The sequence below is a fragment of the Deinococcus deserti VCD115 genome, from assembly GCF_000020685.1.
Taxonomy (GTDB): Bacteria; Deinococcota; Deinococci; order Deinococcales; family Deinococcaceae; genus Deinococcus; species Deinococcus deserti.
This window is the reverse complement of sequence record NC_012527.1, coordinates 82,661-103,986: the sequence shown is the minus strand read 5'-3', so window position 1 is coordinate 103,986 and position 21,326 is coordinate 82,661. Positions and strand designations below refer to the sequence as shown.

Below are 21,326 nucleotides of genomic sequence, written 5' to 3'. Positions count from 1 at the left end.
CGTCTGTAGAACCGGTAAGGGATGCGTGGCGCTCCGCGACTCAATGCTGTAAGACGCAAGGAGAAGCGTGAACGGCAACAACTAAGCAACCCAACGCTGCATAAAGCACCCTTGTTAAGATAATGAGCTCGTGAGATGGCTGTTGGCAATAAAGCTATTGATCCATGTCCCAGCTAGAGAGTGGACGGGTCAAATTTCTTGTGAACGCTAACAACCATAAGCAGAAATAGGGATTCCGTCAATCTTTTATGGAAAGTATGGCTTGACTAGTATCTGTTCACCGTGCAGGACGTGATTCAGAAGTACCTACCAATACAGGTTCTTTCCTGAGGCACCTTCCCTCTAGGGTCTATGCCCCCTGCTCAGCAGCAGTGTTTATCAGAGACACCAGACACGGCTCTCAGCTACAGCACTGAACAACTGCCCTGCAAAAATATTCAGAAGATGCGATCAATTTCCTGTTTGTGACGATTGCACAGTGCTGCCTTCATATTCTTGATTTAATTTTCACAATTCCGGGGGAGTACGCTGCCCTGTCTGCTGATGGACAGGGAGTGCGAGGACGTCATTTCGGGCGGCAATGCTGCCCCGTTCCGCACAGCAAGGGCCAGACCCGGACAGGACCGCCTCACGGTGCCTGTCCAGGTCTGGCTCCCGTTGGCCAGCAGCTGGCCCCTGGACACATCTGTGCGGCGCTCCGTTGAAAAGGAGCGTACTCATGGAATTCCTTCTTGACCTCTGGTTGGGCAAACCCGCCTGGATGTGGCTGATGTTTATCACCCTGGTCATGGCCCTGCTGGCTTTTGACCTGGGCGTCCTTGGAAAGCGCCGCGAGGCCCAGGCTGCTTCAGGTGCAGGGCAGCCCCACGAGATTGGGGTGAAAGCGAGCCTCAAACTGAGTCTCTTCTACATTAGCGTTGCCCTGCTGTTCGGGGTGTGGGTCTGGTCGACGCTTGGCCCCCAGAGCGGTATCGAGTACCTGACTGGCTTCGCTGTCGAGAAGGCACTGGCGCTCGACAACGTCTTTGTCATCAGTGTGATTTTTGGAGCACTGGCCATTCCCAGACACCTGCAACACCGGGTTCTGGTGTGGGGCATTCTCGGTGTCATCGTCCTGCGTGGGCTGATGATTGGGCTCGGTACGGCTCTGGTGACCCAGTTCGACTGGATCATGTGGGTGTTCGGCGCCTTCCTCCTGCTGACCGGCATCAAATTGCTGCTGGCCAGAGGTGGCCATTCGGACGCGCCCGATCTCGAACGTCATCCGGTGGTGCGGCTGCTCAAACGCATCATTCCCGTGAGTTCCGAGCTTGACGGCCAGAAGTTCCTGACCCGGCTGCCGGAGGCCGGCGGTCGGCGGCGTCTGCACGCCACGCCCCTGCTTCTGGCCCTGGTTCTGGTGGAAGCAGCGGACCTGGTGTTCGCAGTTGATTCGATCCCAGCTATCTTCGCCATTACACAAGACCCTTTTCTGGTCTACACCAGCAACATCTTTGCCATCCTTGGCCTGCGTGCCCTGTACTTTGCCCTGGACGCACTGATTCACCGCTTCGAAGCCTTGAAGCCAGCGCTTGCCCTGGTCCTGATGTTTATTGGCGGCAAGATTTTCTACACTCAGCTTTTCGGCAAGATGGACCCGGCACTGAGCCTGGGGATCACGCTCAGTATCCTGGCGGGCGGTATCCTGACAAGCCTGTGGAAGAACCGTACCCCAGGACCGGCAGCCAAACCACAGCTATAGGAGCCCGGCCATAGACCGGGAACCCCAGCTTGGGGGCCTTGTATGACAACCACCATTCCTGATTGATCTGAAGAGTGGCAGGACTACACAAAGGACATTGACTGCATGCCACAACGGCTGCTTCCGACCCGCAAAGACAGAGCTTCAGGAGCGAACAGGCTCGCTCCTGAAGCTCTGTTTCGTTCAAGTGTCTCCTACTCGGAGCCGGCCTCAGCCTCTACTTTGCCCTCTATTTTGGCTTGGGTGGCATGTTCGGCCCGTTTGACGTCCCGTTCACTGATCACAAGCTGCTCCGTATCATGCTCAAACAACTCACGGCGGGCACGAAGTTTTGCTTCCGGCTGTTGCAGGTCGCTGCCCTTTCCCCGATGCACCGTCTGAAAAAACACCAGCGCCCCACCCGCCAGCGCCAGTGAACCCGCGAAATAAAGGGTTTCGAGTGGATTCTGCCAGCGGATGAAATGCTCCAGAAACGTCACGCCGAGAATAACGATAATGACGGAAACGACTTTCTGTTCAAGGTCACTCAGGCTTTCCACACCCAGAGCTGAAGTCAGATTCAGAGGCTTGATGAACAGCGAGTACAGACCCACACCAATCAGATAGAACACGACCGCCTTGAGCATGGTGCCCACGACCTCCAGGAACTCGACGGCCAGTGTTCCCGACTGGCTTGAGATGCCTTTGGTCAACATGTCGTGCCAGGTCTCATAGATGGTGTGCAGGGCCAGGAACGTGCCCTGCAAAAATAGACTGAAAGAAACCAGCAGCACCGCAATAACCGCAATCAGAACAACAAAACGCGTGCGGCCGATCAGGTCACTGAACAGGTCCCGTTTGGAATGATGATCAGGGCTTTGCTGGCTCACCTGCACAGTATGTCTTGCTAGAGGTCGGTCAAACCCAGGACCGTGCGATGGTGCTTCTTAATCAGTCAGTCCGGTGTTGGAAGAGTCGGTTCGGGTATGTGACAGTGCCCGAAGCCCCTTGTTGTTGCTGGCCACGGGGGAGTTCCGAGGATCTGCTGCAGCGTCGGGCCACTGGCTCTGGACTGTCCAGCTTTTTTCATGGCGACCCGCGATGGAGTACAGAAAGGCTTTGGATAACGTCAGCAATGGCTTTTGCTCCCGTCACGACACTCGCAGCCGCGAGATCCCAAAGGACAAAGTCTCGCGGCTGCAGAGTGATGTGTTATGGAACTTCAGGGGGTAGCGACGGGATCCGACTCGATGTAGCTGCTGGGGGCTCCGCTGAGGGGCCCGCTGGTGTGGGTGTACACAGTGGTGGTGGCGTTAGTCTGCGACACCGTGAGGTACACCGGGTACCAACCGGCGGCCGCGAAGGTGTACTTGTATTCCACACGCTCGGTCATGACCGTTCCGTCAGGCTTTGTGTAGGTACTGGTGCACTGAGCGTCTACGCTGCCCGCGCGATCTACGTAGATCAGGAATGACAGGCGGACACTGGCGTCACTGTCGAGATACCGTTTGACATTGTCCCGCGTGACGTAGAGGCTGCCCCCGGCCACCCGCAGATCGGCAGGTTGAACGTTCTTGGTGCAGCTCTGCCCAAAATCAATGGTGTAGGGGTCCAGGGTCGACGGTACGGGCAGGGTCAGGGTAAACGTGCCGTTCTGGTTTACAGGGGCGCTGCTCAGCACCGTTAGTGCCGTGTGGTCAGCGTTTGATGTTTCAATGCTTACCTGCCCACCGGTCGAGCTCGCGTTCCAGTTCGTGATGGTCCCCTCAAGCTGCGCCGTACCGGGCTGGGGATCAGGCGCCGCTACCTCTACCGTAACGGTGTCGTTCTTGCTCATATCAGCTACGCTGCTGGCACGCACCGTAATATTTGCTGGGCCAGCTGGAGCCGTCAGCGTGACCGTATCTCCGCTGGTGCTGCTCAATGTGCCGCCGCCGCTCACGATACTCCAGGTCACCGCCGGGTTGAAGTTGTTGGTGCCGCTGACGGTGGCCCGCAGAGTGCTGCTGCCGCCACTCGGAATGGTTGTCGGCGTTGCCGTGACACTTACGCCGGTGATGGTCGGTGGCGGGGGCTTGACCGTCACAGTCAGGTCCTTGTACACGCTTGGATTGGCGGCGCTGGCCGCGCGGATGATGGCTGTCGTGGCCTGTGAAGGAGAGGTGTAGGTCACAGAGGCTCCAGTAGACGCACTCAGGCTTCCGCCGCCGCTCATGACGCTCCACCGTACTGTCCGGTCGAAATCCCCTGTCCCGGTCAGGGAGGCACTCATCAGGGCGGTCTGGCCTGCCGTGATCGTCGTGGGCTGGGCGCTTGCGCTAATGCCCGTAATTGATTTGGGCACCGGTGCCGTCACGTTTACGGTCAGCTTGACGTTGTGAGCCGAGTTATGTCGGCCTGATGAATTGTCGGTCACATGCAGGACGTAGCTTCCTGGTTTCACAGTGGAAGTAGTCCGGACCGTGAGTTCCGTTGAGGAGATGTCCCCCTGCTTTCCGGCAAGAATAACCTCACCCCGTTGCTCCTCAGCAGGCTGATTAGCCCACTGAATGGAAAGACCGTCTGGTATTTTTCCCGTGTACCAGATTTCCGGTTTCGGATTGCTGTCGTAGATTGAGGGCTCAGGCGTGCTTGAGAATTGTGTGCCGACCCAAACGTTCTCTTTGTGATCCCTCTGTTCGCCGTTTTCATCGACGTAGTGACAGCCGTCAGGCGTCACCTTGGCAAGGATGATATCGGCGGTGGCCTGCTCTTCTGGGCTGATGCAATTTTTGATGACTTTGACAGAAACTTTGCCGCTGCCACCCAGCGGCACGTTCACTTCGGGAGCACTGAGTTGCAGGCTTCCAGGAGCGACTGAGATCCCAGCAGATTCGATATTGGGCATGCTGCACGCCCCAATCAATGGGGACAGCAGCAGCGCGGCAAGCTTCAGGCGGCGATTCACTGGGCACCGCCAGTAGGCACGCGGTCAACCTTGAAGGGATCAACCGTAGCCGTGACGTTTACGCCATAGCACTTCACGGTCCTGGAGCCTCCCGCAAAGTTGACGGTGGTGGCGGGATTGATGGTGCCGTACAGCGTGAGGTCAATATTCTCTCCGCAGACGTTCACTGAAAGAGGGACGGTGACCTTTCCGTCCTGGCTTGTTCCCGAGAGTTCGACGCGCTGCTCGCGCTTATCGAGGCCCCGGAACAGTGCAAATCCCTGCACACGCCCGTCGGTCTCCTGCAGGTCCACGTAGGTGGCGACGGCTCCTCTTTGCAGCGTTACCCCTCCGACGCGCACGGCCGCGTTTGTCTGAGCGGCGAATATTCCTTCCGTCCGCGCGCTGGGCAGTGGGGCCGGCAGTCCAGCGTAGGGATCCTGTGGGTTTGGGATGGTGGAGGTTTGGGGATTACAGGCGGCAAGCACCACCAAAAGGGGAACCAGGGACAACATTGTTCGCATCATGATGACCTCTTGAGCGGATCAACCGCAGGGCAAAGGAAGCCCGCATTCAACTTCGCTGTGCGACATGGGCACCGTTACGTGCCGTGAAAAATGGTGGGGCTAGATACGGGAATACGTTTTGGTCCGGCTTGCTGGAACAGGGATATCAAGCCGATGTCTCGTTCCTGGTGCCAAGCGGAGCGCACCAGACCACAGAACATGCTTTTCCTCCTTTCAGCCACCATGAGCTATACCTGCTCACGTTCTACTAACGGAAATCGAAACTTCGGACCTCATGGCGCCAGCGGTGTACCAATGAATCTCGTGCCCGTGAAAGGAATTGATGCGTGCGGGATAGGCAAGTAACACCACGCAGCCAAGGACCAAAGTCAAAGCGAACTTGCGCCAGCCTCAGTCGCCCGCGTCATGAAGCGAGCTAATATACGGATGGCCGCATCGCGAACAAAACTGTGAATACGGTGACAGGATGAGCCCGGAGCAGCCTGGGCATATCGTTAGAAGTTTTGTTCCGTCGTTGGGGCAGAACAGCTCCTGGGATTCGGCAGGCACGGCCCGGGAGCATTTGGGGCAAATGTGGTACGACACGGCGTTCGTGGTCACGATTCCTCCTTCCTGGTGCTTACCGTAAGCAGGAAGAGGTAACACCTGACTAACGCGAACGCCCGCCATTGACGTCTGGATTCCAACGATCACACAGTCTGAGGCTACTGCGACCAGCTGGACGGCTGCTCCAGGAAGTGCGGGGGGCGCCGACAAATATCCGGCGTGGTGCATTCCGTGGGGTGGCCACGCCGAATTGAGGCGGTAACCTCAGAGCACAGGGCGCGGATCTCCACCGGAGGTTCCCTACTACAGTGCTGGCAGAAGATAAGCCTCGCGGCGGTTTTTCCGTCTGACTTCTTTCGTACGCGCTGTGGCGCCGACAGAAGTCCCGCGTCAGGCAGCAACGAAGCGCAGGCAGCCTCCCCGTACAGGGAGCCTGCCTGCGTTTCGTTGGGTTACTTTGGCGTAGGGCGACTGACGAAGCTGGCCATGTACTTCATGGCGTCGCTGATCGTGGACTCCCAGACGTCCCACGCATGCCCGCCTTCGACTATGCGAAGCTGCGCGGGCTGACCATTCATGCGTAGGCGCTCGTACAGGTTGGTCGCGTCCTTGTGGATAAGGAAGACGTCATCGTCGCCGGAGTTGATGTACATCGGTACCTGGATTTTCTTCGAGAGGAAGCCAGGCAGAAGTTTGGGGTAGTTGAGTTCCGTCCACACGGCAGGGTCGAACTCGCTTGCGCCGAACACACCGACGCGGCGGGCGCTGGAACTGCTGGGTACTTCCGGATCGTAGATGGCTGGGGAAAGCGCCGCGGCAGAGCGGAAGAGCTCCGGGTACTTCATGACGAAGCGGACGGTGCCGTATCCACCCATGGACAGACCACCGATCATGCGGCCGTCGCGTTTCGCAATGGTGCTGTAGGTCCTGTCTACGTGCGGGATGAGTTCATTGATGAACGCGCTCTCCATTTTTTTTTTACGGTCGACGTACCAGGTGGTATTCGCACTGGGCATGACGATGATGGTGGGTGGCATTTCGCCTTTGCCAATCAGGCGGTCGGCGTGCTGTTTGACGTTGCCATTGACCACCTAATCATTTTCATTGCCGCCGTTGCCGTGCAGCAGGTACAGCACGGGGTAGTTGGCTTTACTGGGGTTGTACCCGGTGGGCAGGTACACGTTGTACGACCAGTCACGCCCCAATTCCTTGGAAGCAATGCTGACGTTCATGACGGAGCTCGCGCTGGCGGAAGCGCTAAGTGCAGCCGTAACGGCCAGGAGGGACAGGATTCTCTTCATCGGGACTCCAACAAGGGCAAGGCAGTCTTACCATAAGAGTAAGTACTAAGGGAACAAAGCGGTTTGTCGCAAGCTGCTTGAGACTTACGGGAACTCCATGAGGTTGATAAACGCACTCTAGAGCTGAGCATCGCTTTACACGTTCAACTCTTCTTAACATTGAGTGCAATCTTCACGACCAATTCCATTCGTTCGTAGCAGCCTCATAGCGCCCGACTGCACCTGGGGGATGTTCACTTCACGCCCCATTGCGGCGACCAGAAGAAACGAACGTGTCAGGTGCTGCGGGAGTTCGATAAGGGCCTTTCCAGGAGGGCCTGCAGCGGCACAAGCACCTCGCCGACCTCAGCGAAGCGTGCTGCGATCTCCTGATACAGCTTCTGCCCTCCCCGGCGGTTGCCGCTGCTCTGAAGCGCGCGCAGTGTCAGAGCCAGCATGCGCTGGTCGTACGGGTCGTGTTCCAGCAGGATCCGGCCCACCCGGGCCGCTTCCCGCGCGTCGCTGGCCAGCAACTCGTGCGCCTGCCGCTCCAGCGCGTGATAGAGCGCTTCTTCCACAGCCGCGTCCTGCCCGGCCCCCAGATCTTCCAGGTAGGGCCCACGCCACAGCCTCGCATCGTTGGTCCTGAGAAAATCTTCGGCGTCAGACTCGGCAGCGCCCAGGCGGTACCCGCCGTCGGTGCGCTGAATAACCTCCGGTCCAAGCACCTGGCGCAGACGGTAGACCAGCTGCTGCAGGGCCGAGACCGCGGCCCCGTCCTGCAATTCCGGGTAGAGGGTTTCCTGCAGCGTCAGTTGTCTGACTTCATGTTGGCCCGCCAGGCGGGCCTCAAGCAGGCAGGCCAGCAGTTCCTTCCCCTTCTGGCCCTTGTAGCGCAGCGCTTCCGCTCCGCGATGAAGCTGGACGGACCCAAGAACGCTGAGCCGGACGGAGGCGGGTGCCGGAGCCTGGACCGGGTGCTCACCCGCGAGGCCAGGAAAGTAGCGGCCCGTGACATTGACCCAGTTGCGCAGCTCGTGCTCCCGGAAAAACGCCAGTTTCGCGCCTGCTGCAGTGGCGTCACCAGCCAGCCGGTCCGCTTCCAGCCCCAGCCGGTGCGCCCAGAGGGTCAACCCCCGGCCTGCGAGTTCATCAGCCGCCGCCTGGAACGACGCCAGCGCCTCGGCCGGCCGGCCACACGCTTCCAGCGCAAAGCCCCGGGCCCAGATGGCCCACGCGGTGTCATGCGAAGTGCCAAGCTGCTGCGTGAGGTCCAGGGCCTCGTCTGCAAGTTCCAGCGCATGCTGGGGGGTGCCGTGGATCGCCTCTGCCCGCGCTGCCATGGCGGCTGTCTGCGCGACAATCAGGGGGCTCCCGGCCTGGCGGGCATGCTGGAGTCCGGCATGAGCGTATTTCAGGGCCAGCGTGCCTCCGAACGGCGGATTCTGCTCAAGGTACAGGTAGGCAAGGTTGTACTCGCACAGCGCCAGGAAATGCGAGACCCCAGCACGCTTCATGACCTCGTGGCCCTCGTGCAGCAGCGTCTCGGCCTGCTCATAGTCGCCATATTCCAGCAGCAGGCACGCCAGACGGCTCTGCTGCTGGGCATAGTCGCGCGCGACACCCAGGCTGGCAAACAGTTTCAGCGAGGTCTGCGCGTCTGCAAGGGCTTCAGGGTAGCGGCCCAACGTGTCACGAATTGTCGCCCGGGTCGAGAGCCCGCGGGCACACTCGTGCACCCGTTGGCCTGCCTCAGTCAGCGTCACCACTTCACTTGCGTCCGCTTCGGCGGCTTCGAGATTTCCTGCGCTGTACAGGGCCCGGCACCGGGCAAACAGCAACGCTGTGCGCTCAGGGCCCGTGAGGCCCCTGTGTTCGAGGGCCTGGGCTGCCAGTGTGCACGCTTCCGTGGGCTGTCCGACGAAATCCAGGGCGCGCACCACCTGGGCCAGCACGGAAGGCGGAGCCAGATGGTGAAGGCCCGGGTGTTCCTGCCACAGCGTCATGACCCCGACGTAGTCGTTCCTGTCCGCGTGAAGCGAGATCAGCTGAAACAACCACAGCGGTTCGAGCTCGGCGCTGTCCTGCAGGCTCCGGATCAGCCGGGTGGCGCGCTCCTCCTCGCCCTGAAGAACCAGTGCTCCTGCCAGCAGGAATGCAGCGTCCAGGTTTCTGGGCTCTATCTCGAGAACCTCCTCGGCCAGGGCAATGACCCGGCGCGGCTCGTGGTCCCGCCACAGGCGCGCTGCTGCCAGTGCCAGCTGTGCACGCTCTCCCCCATGGGCATGCTGTACCGCCTGGGAAAGATACTCGGCGGCCTGCCGGTGCCGGCCACCTGACTGCGCAGACCCGGCAGCGCGGCGCAGCAGCGGCAGCGCATCGTTACCGGGAAGCTCCGCGTGAACCACGAAGGTTGCGGCGGCTTCCACATCCGTCTCCAGCAGCGCGCTCACAGCGCGGCGTGAAATCAGCCGACGTCTGGCAGGCGTCAGGTGGTGTAGTTCCACATCCTGATACAAACGGTGAACGAACTGACCTTCCCGAAGGATGCCCCGGTGATCAAGCTCCTCACACGCGTGTTGCAGCTGGGTCGCCTCAAGTCCGGCAACCTGTGCCCAGACTGCCGGCGCCATCCCGGCCGTCAGCATGGCGCGCGCCTCCAGGGCCGCTTGGGCCGGCGCCGACAGTGGAGGGGTATGGCACAGATGCGAAATCAGCGCCTCGACACTGGTCGGAATGCGGCTCTCCCGGGGCGCGCGCCAGTGCCAGCGCTCGCCGTCGTTCCAGAGACATCCCTGCCGGATCAGGAAGCGCAGGTACTCGATGCTGAACAGCGGGTTTCCTGCTGCATGCTGTCCAATCCACTCAGCGGCCTCTGCAGGAAGGCAGGCGCCCAGGGTCTGGTTCAGAAGGACGGCGGTTTCCTCCTGATCAAGAAGACCGAGCGCCTGCACTTCAAATGGAGCGGGAGGTGGTTGCCGGCTTGTCGCCATCAGGCCGACCCCGCGGCTGCGAGTGACGCCGCCAGCCACGGCCTGCCAGAGCCGAAGCTGTTCCGCCGACGCTTCGTGGAGGTCCTTGACGTACAGAACAAAGGGAGCCAGCTCGCTCAGCAGTGAAGTCAGGACGTCGCCCATGTCGTCTGGCGCGATGACTTCCCGGCGCTCCAGACGCCGCAGGGCTTCTTCTGTCCAGACTGGAAGGCGTGCCGGGCGCGGCAGGCTGACGATCACGCTGCTCAGAGGCGCACTGGCCTGCACCTCGGCGGAACGTAATGGGAGCGCCCGGAGCACTTCTGCAGCGGTCCATGACTTCCCAACACCCGGATCCCCCCATAAGGCCACGGCCAGTCCACCGCGCCTCGTGCTCAGGGCCGCCAGACGCCTGCTGATCTGATGAACGAGGTCCTCTCGCCGGCTCACGTGTGGAGAGTCTACCGGGTTTCACCGCAGGGCTGGATGAAGGCTGGCTCCCTGAGGGGAGGGCGTTGCGGCGCAGACCAGTTTTGACTGAACTGTAGTCGTGCAGCTTGAAGACCGAGGGGGGGGCCTGGATTCGGAACTGCTGAGGGCTGGCACGTTCCAGCAGATCCGGACTGCTGCCCAGAGATTTTTGGAGACCAGCCAGCTGATGAAGAAGTGAATTGTTTTTCCTTGAGGTCGCCGGTGGCTGCGTGTGTCACTGTTATCCGCTGCTTGCGTTGGGGTCTCATGTCCCTGCATCTCGATGACCGGCAGCCTCGTGAAGTGGCGGAATGCACTCTTGATGTGCTGACCAGAGCAACGTACCTGGAAACATTGGGCCCTGCACGCCTCGAGGGGCATTCGTTTGGTGGCGTGGTCGTGATCAAGGCAGCGGTTAACAGTGACGCGTTGGGAGGCGTGGTCGCTTAGCCCGGCCTATGGGGCTGAGTGCGTAAGCCGAGCCCAGGATCGCTGCTGCTTCACGGCAGTGCAGATGAGGTTCTTCCTGATGCGGGTACGCGCTTGCTTTGTGAGCAGGCCGGCGAACCGACAGAGCTGCACCTGTACCCCGGGTACGGACTGGACGCGTGCCGTGTAGAAGTGACACCGCGCTGCCGCACTGGTTGCGCCGACCTCTGGCCTTGCCGATGTCTTGAGGCGTCAGCAGCCGTGCATAAGGGGAGAAGAACCGAAGCTGCGTGAGGACCCGAAGGGGATGGTCACGGGTGAACTCAAGGCCTGTCCCGCATCTCCAGAGCAACTCCTGGCACGGAGTTCACCCCCATTGTGGACGGCGGCAGGCGTGCTCCACAGAAGGGGCCCACCACGACTTGTTACTGTTGAGGAACTTTGACACCGGGAGCGGTGGCCCTGCCCCCTGAGCAGTCGCAGGTGCATGCACGCCCCTATCCTTTGCTTTCAGCCCGAGGAGAACCATGACGTCCAGAAACTCTGCCCTGACCCTGAAGCAACAGCTTGACCGGCTGACCAACCGACTCCATGAGCTGGCCGGCTGGCGGGACCGCGCACGGCTTCCCATCCGCACCGTGCAGTTTGCCGATGCAGAGGGAAAGACCAGCACCCTTCCCGCCGGACAGCCCTGGCCATCGCGAACATTTCCGGTCACCATGACGTTCGAGGCCACCGTTCCTTCCGAATGGGCGGGACAGCGCGTCATGCTGCACGCCGAGCCGGGCGGCGAGGCCCTGGTGGAGCTTGGTGGCCGTGCCACCGGCGGACTGAATCCATTCCACCGCGAGCAGCTGCTGTTGCCCCGGGCCGCGGGCGGCGAAACACTGGAACTGCGCATCCGTGCCAGCCCGAAAGGTCTGTTCGGTACCCCTGAGCGCACACCCCACCTGGGGGCTTTGAGACTGTATGTGCCGGATCAGGACGTGCAGGCTGTATATGAGGATCTGCTTTCTTATCTTGACGGCGCGGCGCAGCTGATGACGATGAACCGCGAGCCCATTGCCGCCCGAGTGCTGGACATCGCGGACGAAGCCTTCGCCCTCATTCCGCTTGAGCGTCAGGACTCTGAAACCTACCTCGCGCGCCTGAGCTGGGGGGCTGCCGAGCGCTCCAGGCTCAACGGATTGTGGGACGAGTACAACTTCGAAATGACTGATCCCGCACCGTATCCGGACGGGTGGCGGGGCCAGCTGGAGGCGGCGCGTGAGCTGCTTCGTAACGCACACAAAGAATTGCTGCGCAGCTATCCAGCGGAGGGAAGACTGGCCCTTTCGGGCCACGCTCATATTGATCTGGCCTGGTTGTGGCCGCTTTCGGAAACCCGCCAGAAGGTTCAACGGACCTTTTCGACTGTCCTGTCCCTGATGGACGAGTACCCGGATTTCACGTTCAACCAGAGTATGGGTCAGCTGTACGAGTTCGTGCTGGAAGAAGCCCCTGATCTTTTCAGAAGAATCCAGGACCGCGTCAAGGAAGGCCGGTGGGATCTCGTGGGCGGCATGTGGGTCGAGCCCGACGGCAACCTGATCAGCGGCGAGAGCTGGGCCCGGCAGCTGCTGCACGGTCAGCGGTTTTTTGAGAGGCATTTCGGCAAGCGCGCTTCGGTGTGCTGGCTTCCTGATACCTTCGGTTACTCCGCCAATCTGCCGCAGTTCCTCCGGCAGGGTGAGATCCCGTACTTTTTCACCACCAAGCTGTATTGGTCGGAAACCAATGCTTTTCCCTACGACCTGTACCAGTGGGAAGCGATTGACGGCACACGCGTGCTCGCGCATCAGTTCTATAACCCGGCCGAGGGGTACAACGGCGATATCAAGGCCCTCGACCTGGCCGAAACGTGGAAATCCTTCAGAGGCAAGCGCTGGCACGACGAGTCGCTGCTCTCGTTCGGCTATGGAGACGGCGGCGGCGGCCCGACACGCGGAATGCTCGAACGCTACGAGCGTCTGAAGGACTTTCCCGGCCTGCCCACGCTGCACATGACCCGCATCGAGGACTTCTATTCACGGGTTGACCCGGCGCGGCTGCCGGTCTGGGTCGGCGAACAGTACCTGGAACTGCACCGTGGAACCTACACGAGTCAGGGGCGCATCAAGGCACTGAACCGGAAGCTCGAGCATATCCTGCCTGAGGCCGAAGCCGCCTGCGCGCTGGCTTTCAAGTTGACCGGCGCCGAGTACCCCCGTGATGATCTGTACGGCCTGTGGAAAGTGCTGCTTCGCAACCAGTTCCACGACATCCTGCCCGGCAGCAGTGTCAAAGCGGTCTATGACACGGCTCACCATGAACTGCACGAAGCTCTGGAACGCGGGGAAGCCCTCAGGCGTTCTGCCCTTCAGGTGCTGAGCGAGCAGGTCAGTGGAAAGGGAGAGATTGCCTGGAACCTTTCACTGACCGAACGTGCCTGCCGGGGAGTCCGGGTTCCTGCTCTGGGTTACGCGCGTGTACCGACTGAACACCCTGCACCCGCAGCCTCGGGGCTGACTCTGGAAAACGAATACCTGCGGGTGACGGTCAATCAGGACGGCACCCTGGGAAGCGTATGGCACAAAACTGAGCGCCGGGAAGCGCTGGGCACGGAAGCCGACGGACGCATCCGGGGCAACCAGCTGTGGGCTTACGTGGATGTCCCGCGCGCCTGGGAAGCCTGGGACGTCGATGCCAGCTATCCGAATCAGGGCGAGGAGGTGCTGGCCAGTGAGACACCACGCCGGATTGACGAACACCGCATCGAGGTGCTCAGGACGCTCGGCAACAGCCGGCTGAAGCAGGCCTATGTTCTGCGCCCTGGGATGCGGCGGTTGGATGTCGTGACGCGAGCCCAGTGGACCGGGCGCCGAACTTTTCTGCGTTCCCTCACACGCGCAAATGTCCGGGCCATGCACGCGACCTTCGAATCGGCCTACGGAGCCGTCGAGCGGACCACGCACATGAATACCAGCTGGGACGCCGCCCATTTCGAATCGCCCGGTCACCGGTGGGCTGACATCAGCGAGGGGGACTTCGGCCTGAGCCTGCTGAACGACAACAAATACGGCTACAGCGTGCAGGGTGACGTCCTGGGCCTCTCATTGCTGCGCGCGCCGGTCTACCCTGATCCTGCGGCCGATGAGGGAGAGCATCACTTCACCTACAGCCTGTTTCCGCACGCCGGCGACTGGCGCGGCCAGGGGATGACCGGTACGGTCGGGCAGAGTACCGATCTGAACGCGCCGGTAAATGTGATCAGCACGTCCGGCAGTTCCACAGGACAGTGGCCCCAGACGGGTTCCCTGCTGACCGTAGAGGCTGGGTCTGGCATCCACCTCGGCGCCCTTAAGCTGGCTGAAGATACCGATGAGCTGGTACTGCGTCTGTACGAGGCACACGGATCGCGTGGTGACCTGAAAGTTGTCATGCACGGCGTACAGAATTGGACAGCCGCAAACTTTCTTGAGGAGCGCATGGGGACTATCCAGGAGCAGTGGGCGTACGCGCCCTTCCGGGTGGTGACTCTCCGTGAAGCGCCAGCGTCAGGTTCAGCAGTGAAGGACATGGATTAGCGCAGTGAAGGACCAGCAGTCCTTAGAACTTGATCGCCGTGTGAAGCGGAAATTGGAGTTATACGGGGAGCCGCAATCCGAGTGAATTTACTTGCCAACCTCTGTGCGGTCATGAGCGGCACGAGCCCTAACACTGTTGTTGCCGCTTGCAACGCTCACTTTGTCACGCATTTCTCCTACTGAATTGCTGCGCCTGAGCTCAAATCAGCCGCGCTTCAGGCATCGAACCAAACAATTGAATGTACTTTGCCTACTATAAATCTGGATAGAACCAGTCCGCTGCCCAGTTTGGGTGGAGCGGGCGCCAGTGGGTCCAACTGCGCTACCGCGCAGTATTGCTTTAAAGGAGACCCTCCGGTCTCAGCCCTGGAAAAGCCAGTGTTGTGCGTCATAACTTATTCGCTGAGGAACAGCGGACAGCCACACTCAGCTGGCAGTGTTATGAAGACAAACTCGTAGCTATACTGCTGCCTTGACACGGTTTTCTGAAAATAAAGATCTCTTCATCAAAAAATACTACTAAGCTGTGAATCGTTAAGCCGACCTTAATTCCTTTGGCCGATGATTTCTGCGAAGCACAGATAGCCTCGATGCATCACTTCCACACTCCTGACATCGAGGTTTTTATGACTGCTTCCGTTTCCGTTACGTGCAGCTGGGTTCCCGGGACTCTGGATCGTATCCGGGTAACATGCGCTCAGCACGATGAGGTCTGGCACATTCGTGATGTCGCCAACCGTTATGGTCGGGAAGCCCTGAACGCCCTGTACCTCAAGGGCCGGTATCAGACCCACGTTTCCAGACGAGAGCTGCTGGCATTTCCTTTCATTGCCCGGACAGAACCGAAATCCTGACGACCTGCAGGAGTACATGTGTCAGCCAGGATTCTTGTTATCGAAGACGACCCGGATATCACTCAAGTGGTGAAGTTCGTGCTGGAAGAGGCCGGCCACCGGGTCTTCAGTGCTCCCGATGGGGCGTCCGGCCTCTGCGTTGCCCATGAGCAGAATCCCGACCTCATCCTGCTGGACCTTGGACTCCCTGACATTGATGGGGCGCAGGTGGCGCGCCGCCTGACGTTGACCAGTCATGTCCGCATTATGGGCCTGAGAGCTCCAGACGACGTGGACCACAAAATCAACCTGTTTGACCTGTTTGACTCGGGCGTCGAGGCGTACATGACCAAGCCATTCCATCCCCAGGAACTGCTCGCACGGGTCAATGTCCAGCTGAGACGAAGCAGCGGCTGTGACGTGACTTCAGTGGGTGCGCTTGATATTTCCCTGCAGGACCGGATTTGTCTTTACTCAGGACAGCACCTGAAGCTGACAGCCACTGAGTTTGAATTGCTGAGTGTGCTTGTTCAACAGCCGGGCCGTGTCTACCGGCGGGATGAGATTGAGCGTGAACTGTGGAACACTGAGCAGCCCAGAAACAACAGTTCCCTCGATGTTCATATCGCCAACCTGCGCGGGAAAATACGTGATTTGGGCGGATACGGCTTCATTCGCACTGTGCGTGGAATCGGCTATGCCATCAGAGTGCCACGGTAAGCAGCAGCCCAGCGATCCCGAGCAGGACGAAACAGCTGTGCAACTGGCCAGGCACAGGGCGTATGTGTATCTGGTCTGCAACGCGGGCCTTACGTATTGAATACCTCGTTGTCGCGCTGGAGGGTCCATGAACAAGGAGTGCCTGAGACCCCGGCGGCAACTCCTCTATTCTCGGGGGGATGCTCAGCGCCAGAACCGCCCGCTTCTTCGGCTACTACCCAGGCACCGTCGCTCTGGTGACCGCCGAGCATTCCGGAACGCGCAACGTCCTCAGCGTGGGGTGGCACACCGCCTTAAGTGCGGATCCTCCTCTCTACGGCGTGGCCGTGGGGCGCGAGCGCGGAAGTCATCCCCTCATCGTGCAGAGCGGTCACTTTGGCGTGAACTTTCTTCCTTTTGCGGCGGCGCAGGCGGTGCAGGGAGCGGGCGTGCTCAGCCTGCATGACGCTCCGCAGTTCGATAAGCTCGCCCGGCTTGGACTCACGACCCTGCCCGGAAGCCCGCTGGCGGTCACGCAGGCCTATCTGCACTACCGCTGCGAGGTGGTTGATGTCGTGCGGACCGGGGACCACGATCTGTTCGTCGGTCGGGTCAGCGACGTTCACTTCGACCCGGCGCACTATGACGCCGAGGGCCTGTTCGCGGGTGAAGCTGCCGTTTACCTGGGCCGCAGCGCTTACGTGACGACCACGCGTGAGCGCCAGGTTTTTCTTCCAGGAGACTTCGCGTAGGTCACAAAAGGCAGGTGTCTCGTTCGCCCGTGCACACAGGACGCTCATCAAGGAGCAAAGAGCCGGGACCAGAACGCCTGGATAAGCGGACAGTATGATTCTGACCCGTCTCTCCTGCTTTTACCGGGCCACCAGGTGTGTAGGTCAGGGGGCGTGACCATAGGCATGACACCGCTACCAGGGACCTGCTTTGGATCACAAAATAGTGCCGTGCGAACGTTGGTCGTCCCGCAGGGCCGGGCGACCAAGGGGTGCTTATCCATTTCCCCCCTTCCGGACGCTGAAATCAAAGCTGCGCGCCTCAGGTCAGGCGCGCAGAACTGCGGTGGCGTCCAGTCACACCCATCGCTTCGGTCACGGAACTTTGATGTCTTATTAACTGGTTGTCCGTGGGAAGTCAGTGGCTCTCTGACGTGGGGATACAGAGCGACGCGAATGACAAGCGCCTCCCCTCACCAGACGGACGTAAACCGCACGCCAAACCGGCCTGTGGCCGTTACTTCCGCCGCCATGCCGTAGCTGCCGACGTGATATTCGACCTCAGCGTAGGCTCCCTGGTCCACTCCCCACCGGTAGCCGCCTCCAACGCGGAGGGGCCGGCCCTCGCTGTTTTGCCAGGGCACCGCGACACGCAGGCCCAGGTGCGTGCTGGAATGATCATGAGCTCCAGTCACCTGCCAGTAGTCGGCTGGAATCAGCGTGCCGCCCCAGGCCCATCCCCAGCTTCCATTCACATGACTGGTGCGGCCCCACACCTCGCCGTATCCACCAAGTGCCAGCGCTGCGCCAAGCAGAGGTCCGTTGGTGTCCACGCCGGCAGCGACCGTCAAAGGGGCCAGATTGAGGGCCACAGCGCCTCCTGTGTACCGTCCCTGCGAAGTTCCCACTCCGCGGCGGGCGGCGAGGTTCAGACTCCATGCTCCCTCTCGCCACGCGAGCCGCAGTTCCCGTTCGCCACGCCACATGGCGCTGAATGCGCCGTTTCCCAGCAGCTCATAGTGCGCCGGGTTCCAGGTCAGGGGCGGACTTACCGGCGGATGGTCACTGCCCAGGCCGTCTGCTGCCGCGTAGATGAACCCCGCGGTCAGCAGGGGTGCACGGGCGTCAATACCCCAACGCGCACGCAGGGGGAGCAGGGTGTCATCCCAGGCGGTGATGGCAGGTGCGGGCAGGGCCATGGGATCGGTGCGGCCCAACGCGGGCGGTCCGCCAGCTACGCCGCACTGCATCCCCTGCCGTTTCGCTTCGCGACGGACCCGGGCATCATGACGGTTGAGGGGGTACGCCACGCACCGGGCCGGACGTTCACCTGCCTGTGAGGACGGGGGCATCAGTTCGCGTTGCAGTCCCCGGGGCGCCAGATCGGACAGCGTGGCATGCGAGTGCGAGTGATTCCCGATTTCCCAGCCGGCAGCCCGCAGTTCGGCCAACTGAGCGGTGGTCATGCTTCCCGGCTGGTTCAATCGTGACCAGATCACATAGGCTGTTCCGGGCACGCCCAACTCCCGAAGGACTGGAAAGGCCAGCTGATACACGCTCTCAAACCCGTCATCGAACTGAATCACAGCGACGCGGTCTGCACGGGACGCCGACGCAGCTTCGGTAGATGTCACAAACCGGTACCCCAAAGACCGCAGGGTCATCACACGTTGTCTCAGGGTTTCCGGACTCACAGATAAGGAAAGACCCGTGCCAGTTCCCACCTGGTGGAACACCATGACGACAGGTCTGGCCTGCGCCGTGCTCCAGGGTAAAGACAGCGCAATCCCCAGTGCCACGATCCAGGTCATGTGAAGGCGCGCGAGACGCCTCAAGGCCTTGCAATACTGCATCTCTTTATAATTCCACAACATCTCTCTCATTTACCTTACGGCATGTGCTGGTCTCACATCGCTCCCGCTGTGAAACCAGAAGATCGCAGGCATTCCTTGCTGCTTTCTAATAGAGGAGCTGGATTGAAGACGCGCGGATCCCGATGTTGTGCCGGACATTCGGCAAAGGGAGGCTCCCTGCTGAGAAATTGGCTTCCTGCGGTTGTCTTCCTCACCCGGCACCGACTTGTGCCGTCCAGAGGACACCGGATCAGTTCCTGAAGTCACATCTCCGTGCAGGGCGCACCACCGGCATTCTCTACACCTGACCAGGGTGTTGACGTCTGAGATGCTCCCGGTTGCAAGAAGCCCATCACCGGGAGCAGCCAGAAAAACGCCTGCGGGTGCGCCACAATAGCAGGCAATGAAGCCCATGCTGTCCTGCCTTCTTCTCACTCTGGCGCTGCCCTCATGCGCTCCAGCCAACAGTGTGCCGTCTATTCCGGCGTCAATTGGACTGGTCTGTACCGGAAGCAGCATGGGCACCCTGACCCGCGCTGATTCCGAGCTGTCGCTGGTGGTCAACAGGGCTGGTGAAGTCAGCGGCAGCTTTACCAACAACGGCACGGTCTTTGCCGCTCAGGGAAAAGCTGCCGTGCGGGAAGACCAGCGCACCCTGGTCGTCAGCCAGCTGAGTCTTTCACTCGACAGCACGGTGGAAGGGCGAGCGGGCATCACTGCTTCCATGGGCGCGGTACGCACGGGTGTGGGCCTGACCGGCCGTCTGGGGTCCAACGGGAACCTGAATGGCACGCTGGACGCCCACGGTAGGTTTGCTGGAACCTTCCGTGGCGTCCAGGGGACCTACCGCACACTCATGAACTGCGGAGTGAATTGAGACTCTGCCTGACATGAGCTAAAAAGGCTCAGGAGGCCCGATGAACGCCAGCAAGAACAATGACCTCTCCGATCAGGCGCGCAAGGACGCCCTGCGCGCCATGTTGTTGCGCCTGATCTCCGATGGGCAGCTGACAGACGAGGAACTGCGTCTGCTGATCCGCACGCGTAACGCGCTGGACCTGTCTCCGGAAGAGGTCAGAAGTCTGCGCGCAGAGATCTACCAGGCCGCGCTCCAACGGGCCCAGCAGGACGGACATATCGGAGGGCGTGAGGCGGAACTGCTCGACCGGATCGTGCAGTTCCTGAATGGTGGCGCGTGGTTGACAGAGCATTTTGAGTGACGCGACCGGGGCGCCAGAGAATGAGGGGGTGACCGCTGGTTTGCCCAACCTGTGGACCAACGGTGTGCCCGGTCGTCTGCCAAAAGAAGGGAACAGTAGCTGTGCCGGACCACTCCACGCGACAGCGCCGGCACGTCAGATCAGATTCGGACCAGCTCCTACCCATGCTGGCCATGTCAGAGGCAACTGGCCGCCGCCGAATTATTCCCCAAAGGGAACCGTCACGTTCAGGCGGCTACAGGCCTCAATCAGTGCACTCCAGGGGGTCTGGGGGTGCACCGAGGGTGCTCCTGGTTCGATGGTTTCACCATCTGGCAGGGTCACCGAATACCGCCCATCAGGGTGCTGGGTGACCAGGCATCCACGTTCCTGAAGGGCTTCGACGTAAGGCTGCACCTGATGCTCGTCCATTCCATACTCTACCCGGGACCGGCCCAACTCCTGTCAACGCGAGGTTGACGGCGGGCCCAGTCAGCCCACCAGTCACACCTCGCCTGGCCACTCCTGACCATGCTGCGACCACGCGGATTCGATCCAGGTCAGCACGTCCAGAGGCAGAGGACCCTGCTCGACCAGACGAAGGTTCTGATCCAGATTCCCAAGGCTGGCGGTCCCGACGATCACGCTGTGGACTCCCGGTGCGTAGGCACTGAACCGGAGGGCCAGTCCGGTCCACTCGAGGCCGGCCTGATCACGGACTGCTTCAAGGTCCATGGTCCGCAGGCGCTCCCAGTAGATCTCTGCGTACTCGCCGACCGGGCGCTGTGTGAAACGCCACGCAGCATTGGCGATCGGGCGCTTGGCAATCACGCCCAGCCCGCGCTCAATAGCGTGCGGCAGGACACGGTGACGGCTCCACTGGTCTGCAAGGTTGACACTGGTTTCCACCGACCCGAAGCGGCCGGAGTCCACCGCCCAGGCAAGCGCCTCGTTCTCGCCGCTGTACGCCGCAACCCGGATGTGACCCGCTTCGCGGGCATCATCCAGAGCGCCGAGCAGGTCCTCCTGCTTCAGGACATCCAGGGGACAGGAGTGCAGGTGAAAGATATCGATCCAGTCCACCCGCATGCGTTGCAGGGCCTGTTCAATTCCACGGCGGATCACCAGCGGCGTCCAGTCCTCAACTCCCTCGACGCCGTAGCCTCCTTTGCTGCTCAGGATGAAGTCGTTCCGGCGGTGCGCAAGATGGCGGCCGATCCGTTCTTCACTCAGGCCGTAGCCCCGGGCCGTGTCCACGAGTGTGATCCCGCCGTCAAGCGCGCGATTGAGCAGGGTGCCCGCAGCGCTTTCACTGAGGCTCTCGGCGCCCACCTGCCCAGCCCCCAGCCCCAGCACGCTGACCTTGAGGCCTGTCGTTCCAAATTGCCGCTGTTCCATGGCCGCATTGTGCGTCACCATCCAGGCAGCTGATCATCCTGCCGTGCTTCTTGGTCAGACACCTCCGGTCTGTATCTACGCCTGACGGGGTCCGGGTTCAGGAGCATGGACGCGTTTCTTCTCTGGCACAAGGTCGG

General features: G+C 60.8%; 15 protein-coding genes and 1 pseudogene. 7 read left to right on the top strand and 9 right to left on the bottom strand.

Going from position 1 to position 21,326, the window contains the following annotated elements; genetic code table 11:
• Positions 1 to 718 precede the first annotated feature (718 nt).
• Positions 719 to 1,741 (top strand): TerC/Alx family metal homeostasis membrane protein, encoded by a 1,023-nt coding sequence (locus DEIDE_RS13810; RefSeq protein WP_012694585.1) that lies wholly within the window; start codon positions 719 to 721, stop codon positions 1,739 to 1,741.
• Between the two features lie 194 nt (positions 1,742 to 1,935).
• On the opposite strand, the gene DEIDE_RS13805 is transcribed toward DEIDE_RS13810, so the two are convergent.
• The 6 genes and pseudogenes from DEIDE_RS13805 to DEIDE_RS13785 all read right to left on the bottom strand — a co-directional run bounded on the left by DEIDE_RS13805 (position 1,936) and on the right by DEIDE_RS13785 (position 10,421).
• Positions 1,936 to 2,610 carry a YqhA family protein gene (locus DEIDE_RS13805; protein ID WP_012694584.1) on the bottom strand — a complete coding sequence of 225 codons (675 nt, stop codon included), beginning with the start codon at positions 2,608 to 2,610 and terminating at the stop codon, positions 1,936 to 1,938.
• A 332-nt stretch (positions 2,611 to 2,942) separates the two neighbouring features.
• Positions 2,943 to 4,136, bottom strand: a complete 1,194-nt coding sequence (locus DEIDE_RS13800) for a hypothetical protein (RefSeq protein ID WP_162485642.1) — start codon at positions 4,134 to 4,136, stop codon at positions 2,943 to 2,945.
• A gap of 527 nt (positions 4,137 to 4,663) precedes the next feature.
• Positions 4,664 to 5,173, bottom strand: a complete 510-nt coding sequence (locus DEIDE_RS13795) for a hypothetical protein (RefSeq protein ID WP_162485641.1) — start codon at positions 5,171 to 5,173, stop codon at positions 4,664 to 4,666.
• Between the two features lie 390 nt (positions 5,174 to 5,563).
• Complete coding sequence (locus DEIDE_RS19905) at positions 5,564 to 5,842, bottom strand: double zinc ribbon domain-containing protein (RefSeq protein WP_415543521.1); 279 nt, start codon at positions 5,840 to 5,842, stop codon at positions 5,564 to 5,566.
• Between the two features lie 329 nt (positions 5,843 to 6,171).
• Positions 6,172 to 7,020: pseudogene (locus DEIDE_RS13790) on the bottom strand (alpha/beta hydrolase).
• 275 nt (positions 7,021 to 7,295) lie between these two features.
• Positions 7,296 to 10,421: an AAA family ATPase gene (locus DEIDE_RS13785; RefSeq protein WP_162485639.1), complete on the bottom strand. Its 3,126-nt coding sequence runs from the start codon at positions 10,419 to 10,421 to the stop codon at positions 7,296 to 7,298.
• Between the two features lie 288 nt (positions 10,422 to 10,709).
• Here DEIDE_RS13785 and DEIDE_RS18130 point away from each other — a divergent pair, with 288 nt between their 5' ends.
• The 4 genes from DEIDE_RS18130 to DEIDE_RS13765 all read left to right on the top strand — a co-directional run bounded on the left by DEIDE_RS18130 (position 10,710) and on the right by DEIDE_RS13765 (position 16,760).
• The gene (locus DEIDE_RS18130) at positions 10,710 to 10,892 is read left to right on the top strand and encodes a hypothetical protein (protein ID WP_049760538.1); all 183 of its coding nucleotides are present in this window, start codon (positions 10,710 to 10,712) and stop codon (positions 10,890 to 10,892) included.
• A gap of 506 nt (positions 10,893 to 11,398) precedes the next feature.
• Entirely contained in the window at positions 11,399 to 14,476 is a 3,078-nt protein-coding gene (locus DEIDE_RS13775) for an alpha-mannosidase (protein WP_012694580.1), read from the top strand.
• An 872-nt stretch (positions 14,477 to 15,348) separates the two neighbouring features.
• Positions 15,349 to 16,029 carry a response regulator transcription factor gene (locus DEIDE_RS13770; protein ID WP_012694579.1) on the top strand — a complete coding sequence of 227 codons (681 nt, stop codon included), beginning with the start codon at positions 15,349 to 15,351 and terminating at the stop codon, positions 16,027 to 16,029.
• 179 nt (positions 16,030 to 16,208) lie between these two features.
• A complete protein-coding gene (locus DEIDE_RS13765) occupies positions 16,209 to 16,760 on the top strand; it encodes a flavin reductase family protein (RefSeq protein ID WP_012694578.1) in 552 nt (183 codons plus the stop codon).
• A gap of 452 nt (positions 16,761 to 17,212) precedes the next feature.
• Here DEIDE_RS13765 and DEIDE_RS13760 read toward each other — a convergent pair whose 3' ends face one another.
• Entirely contained in the window at positions 17,213 to 18,403 is a 1,191-nt protein-coding gene (locus DEIDE_RS13760) for a polysaccharide deacetylase family protein (protein ID WP_162485638.1), read from the bottom strand.
• A gap of 592 nt (positions 18,404 to 18,995) precedes the next feature.
• On the opposite strand from DEIDE_RS13760, the gene DEIDE_RS13755 reads away from it, so the two are divergent.
• Complete coding sequence (locus DEIDE_RS13755) at positions 18,996 to 19,469, top strand: hypothetical protein (protein ID WP_012694574.1); 474 nt, start codon at positions 18,996 to 18,998, stop codon at positions 19,467 to 19,469.
• A 40-nt stretch (positions 19,470 to 19,509) separates the two neighbouring features.
• Complete coding sequence (locus DEIDE_RS13750; RefSeq protein WP_012694573.1) at positions 19,510 to 19,812, top strand: hypothetical protein; 303 nt, start codon at positions 19,510 to 19,512, stop codon at positions 19,810 to 19,812.
• A 201-nt stretch (positions 19,813 to 20,013) separates the two neighbouring features.
• Here the strand turns inward: DEIDE_RS13750 and DEIDE_RS13745 are convergent, their stop codons facing one another.
• A complete protein-coding gene (locus DEIDE_RS13745) occupies positions 20,014 to 20,223 on the bottom strand; it encodes a hypothetical protein (RefSeq protein ID WP_041227681.1) in 210 nt (69 codons plus the stop codon).
• A 72-nt stretch (positions 20,224 to 20,295) separates the two neighbouring features.
• A complete protein-coding gene (locus DEIDE_RS13740; RefSeq protein ID WP_041227780.1) occupies positions 20,296 to 21,189 on the bottom strand; it encodes an aldo/keto reductase in 894 nt (297 codons plus the stop codon).
• Positions 21,190 to 21,326: the final 137 nt, after the last annotated feature.

What these genes read in the sequence shown, in the direction of transcription:
- DEIDE_RS13810 (WP_012694585.1), top strand. Translation starts at nt 719, where the DNA reads ATGGAATTCCTTCTTGACCTCTGGTTGGGCAAACCCGCCTGGATGTGG.
- DEIDE_RS13795 (WP_162485641.1), bottom strand. Translation starts at nt 5,173, where the DNA reads ATGATGCGAACAATGTTGTCCCTGGTTCCCCTTTTGGTGGTGCTTGCC.
- DEIDE_RS19905 (WP_415543521.1), bottom strand. Translation starts at nt 5,842, where the DNA reads ATGGCGGGCGTTCGCGTTAGTCAGGTGTTACCTCTTCCTGCTTACGGT.
- DEIDE_RS18130 (WP_049760538.1), top strand. Translation starts at nt 10,710, where the DNA reads ATGTCCCTGCATCTCGATGACCGGCAGCCTCGTGAAGTGGCGGAATGC.
- DEIDE_RS13775 (WP_012694580.1), top strand. Translation starts at nt 11,399, where the DNA reads ATGACGTCCAGAAACTCTGCCCTGACCCTGAAGCAACAGCTTGACCGG.
- DEIDE_RS13765 (WP_012694578.1), top strand. Translation starts at nt 16,209, where the DNA reads ATGCTCAGCGCCAGAACCGCCCGCTTCTTCGGCTACTACCCAGGCACC.
- DEIDE_RS13760 (WP_162485638.1), bottom strand. Translation starts at nt 18,403, where the DNA reads ATGACCCTGCGGTCTTTGGGGTACCGGTTTGTGACATCTACCGAAGCT.
- DEIDE_RS13755 (WP_012694574.1), top strand. Translation starts at nt 18,996, where the DNA reads ATGAAGCCCATGCTGTCCTGCCTTCTTCTCACTCTGGCGCTGCCCTCA.
- DEIDE_RS13750 (WP_012694573.1), top strand. Translation starts at nt 19,510, where the DNA reads ATGAACGCCAGCAAGAACAATGACCTCTCCGATCAGGCGCGCAAGGAC.
- DEIDE_RS13745 (WP_041227681.1), bottom strand. Translation starts at nt 20,223, where the DNA reads ATGGACGAGCATCAGGTGCAGCCTTACGTCGAAGCCCTTCAGGAACGT.
- DEIDE_RS13740 (WP_041227780.1), bottom strand. Translation starts at nt 21,189, where the DNA reads ATGGAACAGCGGCAATTTGGAACGACAGGCCTCAAGGTCAGCGTGCTG.